This window comes from Mycobacterium sp., from assembly GCF_032161845.1.
GTDB lineage: Bacteria > Actinomycetota > Actinomycetes > Mycobacteriales > Mycobacteriaceae > Mycobacterium.
Genome location: NZ_JAVRQA010000549.1, coordinates 1 through 4553 on the forward strand (window position 1 = coordinate 1; position 4553 = coordinate 4553).

At 67.6% G+C, this 4553-nt stretch carries 3 protein-coding genes and 1 pseudogene; 2 read left to right on the forward strand and 2 right to left on the reverse strand.

The features are described 5' to 3' along the window. Both QOD90_RS30605 and QOD90_RS30610 read right to left on the reverse strand, forming a co-directional pair. A pseudogene (locus QOD90_RS30605) lies at positions 1-94 on the reverse strand (DUF1365 domain-containing protein); the annotation flags it as partial. Then, a complete protein-coding gene (locus QOD90_RS30610) occupies positions 88-1413 on the reverse strand; it encodes an NAD(P)/FAD-dependent oxidoreductase (RefSeq protein WP_526356205.1) in 1326 nt (441 codons plus the stop codon). The gene QOD90_RS30610 and the pseudogene QOD90_RS30605, both read right to left, overlap by 7 nt. 66 nt (positions 1414-1479) lie before the next feature. Here QOD90_RS30610 and QOD90_RS30615 point away from each other — a divergent pair, with 66 nt between their 5' ends. After that, entirely contained in the window at positions 1480-3105 is a 1626-nt protein-coding gene (locus QOD90_RS30615) for an amidohydrolase (RefSeq protein WP_526356208.1), read from the forward strand. Between the two features lie 18 nt (positions 3106-3123). After that, the gene (locus tag QOD90_RS30620) at positions 3124-4461 is read left to right on the forward strand and encodes an amino acid permease (protein WP_526356206.1); all 1338 of its coding nucleotides are present in this window, start codon (positions 3124-3126) and stop codon (positions 4459-4461) included. Positions 4462-4553 lie beyond the last annotated feature (92 nt).

The window sequence follows — 4553 nt, forward strand, 5'->3', positions numbered from 1 at the left end:
CGACGTACCAGCTGTAGCCACGCTGCTCGAAGTAGTGGTGCACGGGTGCGCGCCGCAGATGGGTGATCCTCGTTCGGTAGAGGGCGGTCAGCACGGCACCGACTCCAGGCTCGCCGCGGTGGGCCAGAGCGCCCCAAGCCGCTCGGCCGCACGCAGCCCGGAAGCGGCGCCGTCCTCGTGGAAGCCCCAGCCGTGGTACGCGCCCGCGAACGTCAGCCGGTCGTCGTCGATGGTCGGCAGCAATGCTTGAGCGGCAACGGATTCGGGGGTGTAGAGCGGGTGGTCGTACGTCATCTCGGCGATCACCTTCGCCGGGTCGATGCGGTCTCGGCCGCCGAGGGTGACGAGGAACCGCCCAGGGCCGGGGAGCCCCATCAGTCGGGTGATGTCGTAGGTCACCAGAACGTGGTCGGTGTTGGGCGTCGCCAGGTAGTTCCACGACGCTCTGGCGCGCGACCGTCGGGGAAGCACCGACTCGTCGGTGTGCAGGTGGGTGTGGTTGGTGGAGTAGCGGATGGCGCCGAGCACGGAGCGCTGAGCTGGAGTGGGTGCGGCGAGCAGGCGCAGGGCCTGGTCCGGATGGGTGGCGACGACGGCCGCGTCGAACTGGCGCGGTGCTGCGTCGCCGACGGAGAGCTGCACGCCATCGGGCACCCGTCGCACGGAGCGCACCGGCGTGCCCACGGACACCTCGTCGATTCGCCGGGCGACCGCCTGAACGTAGGTGGCCGATCCGCCGACGACGGTCCGCCACGTCGGCGACCCGAACACCGACAACATGCCGTGGTGCTGAAGGAAGACGAACAGGTACCGCGCGGGGTAGCGCATCGCGTCACCGGGCGCACACGACCAGACGGCGGCCACCAGCGGCGTCATGAAGTGTTCGACGAAGTACGGCGAGAAGTCGTGACGGCCGACGAATGACCCCAGTGTTTCGTTGGCGTCGTCACCGTCCGACGCCGAGTCGAGCAGGCGGGTGGCTTCGCGGTGGAATCGCCTGACCTCGGCGAGCATTCGGAGATACCGGGGCCGTGCCAGGTTCGAGAGCGACGGGAAGAGCCCGCCGATGCCGCGCGCGCCCGCATATTCGAGACCGGATCCCAGGCGCTGGACGCGGTCGTCGCGCACGGACATCGACATGTCCGTGTCGTGCGTCTCGATGCCCAACTCGGCGAACAGCCGGCACAACGTCGGGTAGGTCCTGTCGTTGTGCACCAGGAAGGCGGAGTCGACGCCGACGACGGTTCCGTCGCCCCGCTCGATGGAATGCGTATGCGCATGTCCACCCAGCCTGTTGTCGGCTTCGAACAGGGTCACTCGATTGCGGGCCGACAGCACGTACGCCGCCACCAGCCCGGCCACGCCACTTCCGACGACTGCGACGGTTCGTCCGGTGAGGTCTTCACGTTCCACGATCGTTATTCGGAGCGGGGCGCAAGACGGATGGGTCGAGGCCGCGTAGTGTGCCAATCCGTGGCGATGACCCTGTTTCGCAACGGAACCGTGTGGGCTGGCGCCTCCGAACCGACGATTAGCGCACTTTTGGTCGACGGTGGCGTCATCGCTGCCGTCGGCGAGGCCGCCCTCGCGGTGGCGGCCGACCGTCCGGAGACCGTCGAAGTCGACCTCGACGGCGGCTTCTTGATGCCGTCATTCGGTGACGGGCACGCCCACCCCCTGCTCGGCGGGCTTGAATACGTCGGGCCCGCCGTGCGGCCGTGCACGTCGGTCGCCGAGATCGTCGAGGCGGTGCGCACGTACGCCGACGCGCATCCCGACGAGGAGTGGATCGTCGGGGCCTCCTACGACGGCAGCCTCGCCGAAGGTGGCCTGTTCGACGCACGCTGGCTGGACGAGGCGGTGCCCGACCGGCCGGTGGCGCTGCGGGCCTGGGACTACCACACGATGTGGGTCAATTCCGTTGCGCTGCAACGGGCGGGTATCACGTCGGACACGCCGGACCCGGTCCTCGGCGAGATTCCGCACCGCGATGATGGCTCGGTGCTTGGCACCATGCGCGAATGGGGTGCGGTGGATCTGATCGCCGCCGTCATGCCCGCCCGCGACGAGGACGTGCGGGTGGCTGCGCTCGGCACGGCAGCCGACTACTACCTGGCCAGGGGCGTCACCTGGGTGCAGGACGCGTGGGTCGAACCCGGCGACGTCGACACCTACCTCGAGGCGGCTCGGCGGGGCGCCCTGCGCATCCGCTTCAACCTGGCGCTCTACGCCGATCCACGCCACTTCGATTCTCAGGTCACGGGATTCGCGGACGCGCGGCGCCGGGTCGACGAGGTCGGCTCACCGCTGCTGACCGCGCACACGGTGAAGTTCTTCGCCGACGGGGTCGTAGAGAACGAGACCGGGGCGCTGCTGAAGCCGTACTGCGGTGGCCTGCACTCGCACGGCATGCAGGTCTGGGAGGGCGACAGCCTCGCCGACGCCGCCCGCCGCGTCGACGAACTCGGTCTGCAAATCCACATCCACGCGATCGGCGACGCCGCGGTCCGCCAGGCCCTCGACGCCATCGAGTTCGCGATCGAGTCCAACGGACCACGCGACCGCAGGCCGGTCATCGCCCACGTGCAGCTGGTCGACGACGCCGACCTCGAACGCTTCGCCGCGCTCGGGGTGATCCCCTGCATGCAGCCGCTGTGGGCGCAGATGGATGCACTGATGACGGTGCTGACCATCCCGCGGCTCGGTGTCGAACGCGCCGACAAGCAATACCGGATGCGCAGCCTCGCCGAGTCGGGGGCGCCGCTGGCGCTCGGCTCGGACTGGCCGGTGTCGTCGGGGGCGCCGCTCGATGGCATCGCAGTCGGAGTGTCGCGTTGCACTCCCGAAGGCGATCCCGATGGCGGCTGGACGCCTGAGGAGATCCTCACCATCGAACGCGCGCTCGGCGCTTACACCGCTGGAGTCGCCGAACAGGCGTTCGCCGAGGCGACCTGGGGCCGTTTGGTTCCCGGCGCCAGCGCGGATCTGGTATGGCTGGACCGCGACCCACGCGGGACGCCCGCACTGGAGCTGCCCAGCGTTGGCATCAGGGGCACGTACCTCCGAGGCGAACTCGGTCGACCATTCGTTCCACCAGAGCAGTGACAACAGGGAGGACGCGCCATGTCATCGACAACGTCAGTCGGGGCCGAGGGACATTTGAAACGCGCACTCGGGGTTCCCGCCCTGGTGCTCTTCGGCATGGTCTACATGGTTCCGCTGACGGTGTTCACCACCTACGGGATCGTCACCCAGCTGACCGGCGGCCGGCTGTCGGTCGCCTATCTGGTGACACTGGCCGCGATGGTGTTCACAGCAAGGTCCTACGCCAGGATGTCGGCGGCCTTCCCCGTCGCCGGGTCGACGTACGCGTACACGCAGAGGACGTTCGGGGCGCCGATCGGCTTCCTGGCGGGATGGTCGCTGCTTCTGGACTATCTCTTCCTGCCGATGCTGAACTACCTGGTCATCGGCATCTACATGGAGGCGGCGATTCCGTCGGTGCCCGCCTGGGTGTGGATTCTGGTGTCGATCGCGCTGGTGACGGTGCTCAACGTCATCGGCATCGTCTCGGTGGCGCGGGCCAACTTCTTGCTGCTCGCACTGCAGATCGTCTTCATCCTCGTCTTCGTGGTGATGGCGGTCATGGCCATCACCAAGGCCGGCAACGTCAACCTGATGGCGCCGTTCACCGGTGACGGTTCGGTGAGCGGCGCGAGCCCGATCTTCGCGGGTGCGGCGATCCTGTGCCTGTCCTTCCTCGGCTTCGACGCGGTGTCGACCATGTCCGAGGAGGCGAAGGACCCCACCCGCAGCGTGCCAAAGGCGATCATGATCGCGACCGTGGTGTGCGGCCTGATCTTCTTCGGGCTGTCCTACGTGTCCCAGTTGGTGTTCCCGTCGAACCAGTTCGCGGACGTCGATTCGGGCTCGCTGGACGTGATGACCTCGGCCGGCGGTCAGTTCCTGAACACGTTCTTCACCGCCGCGTACATCGCGGGCTGCATCGGCTCCGCACTGACCTCGCAGGCGTCGGTCGCCAGGATCCTCTACGCGATGGGTCGCGACGGCATCATGCCGCGCAAGGTGTTCGGGCATGTCTCGGTGCGCTTCGCGACGCCGACCTTCGCCATCCTGGTGGTGTCGGTTGTCTCACTGGTGGCGGTGTGGATCAGTCTGGAGTTCCTCGCCTCCATCGTGAGTTTCGGCGCGTTGATCGCCTTCTCGGCGGTGAACCTGACCGTCATCAAGCACTACTTCGTCGACCTGGGCGACAAGAACGTCCTGAACAACCTGGTGCTGCCAGGCGTCGGCTTCGTCCTGACGGCCTGGCTGTGGACCAGTCTGTCCGGGAAGACCTTGTTGTACGGGTCCATTTGGCTGGCACTCGGGTTCGTCTGGCTGCTCGTCGTGACGCGCGCATTCCAGCGGCCGACGCCGGTGCTGGCCATCGAGGAGTAGCTGCGGAATCCGTGGTGACGCGTTCAATGCACGTCACGAAGGTACCGATCTGACCCCCAGGCGACGTCTTGAGTTTGCTGCCGACGGGGCTG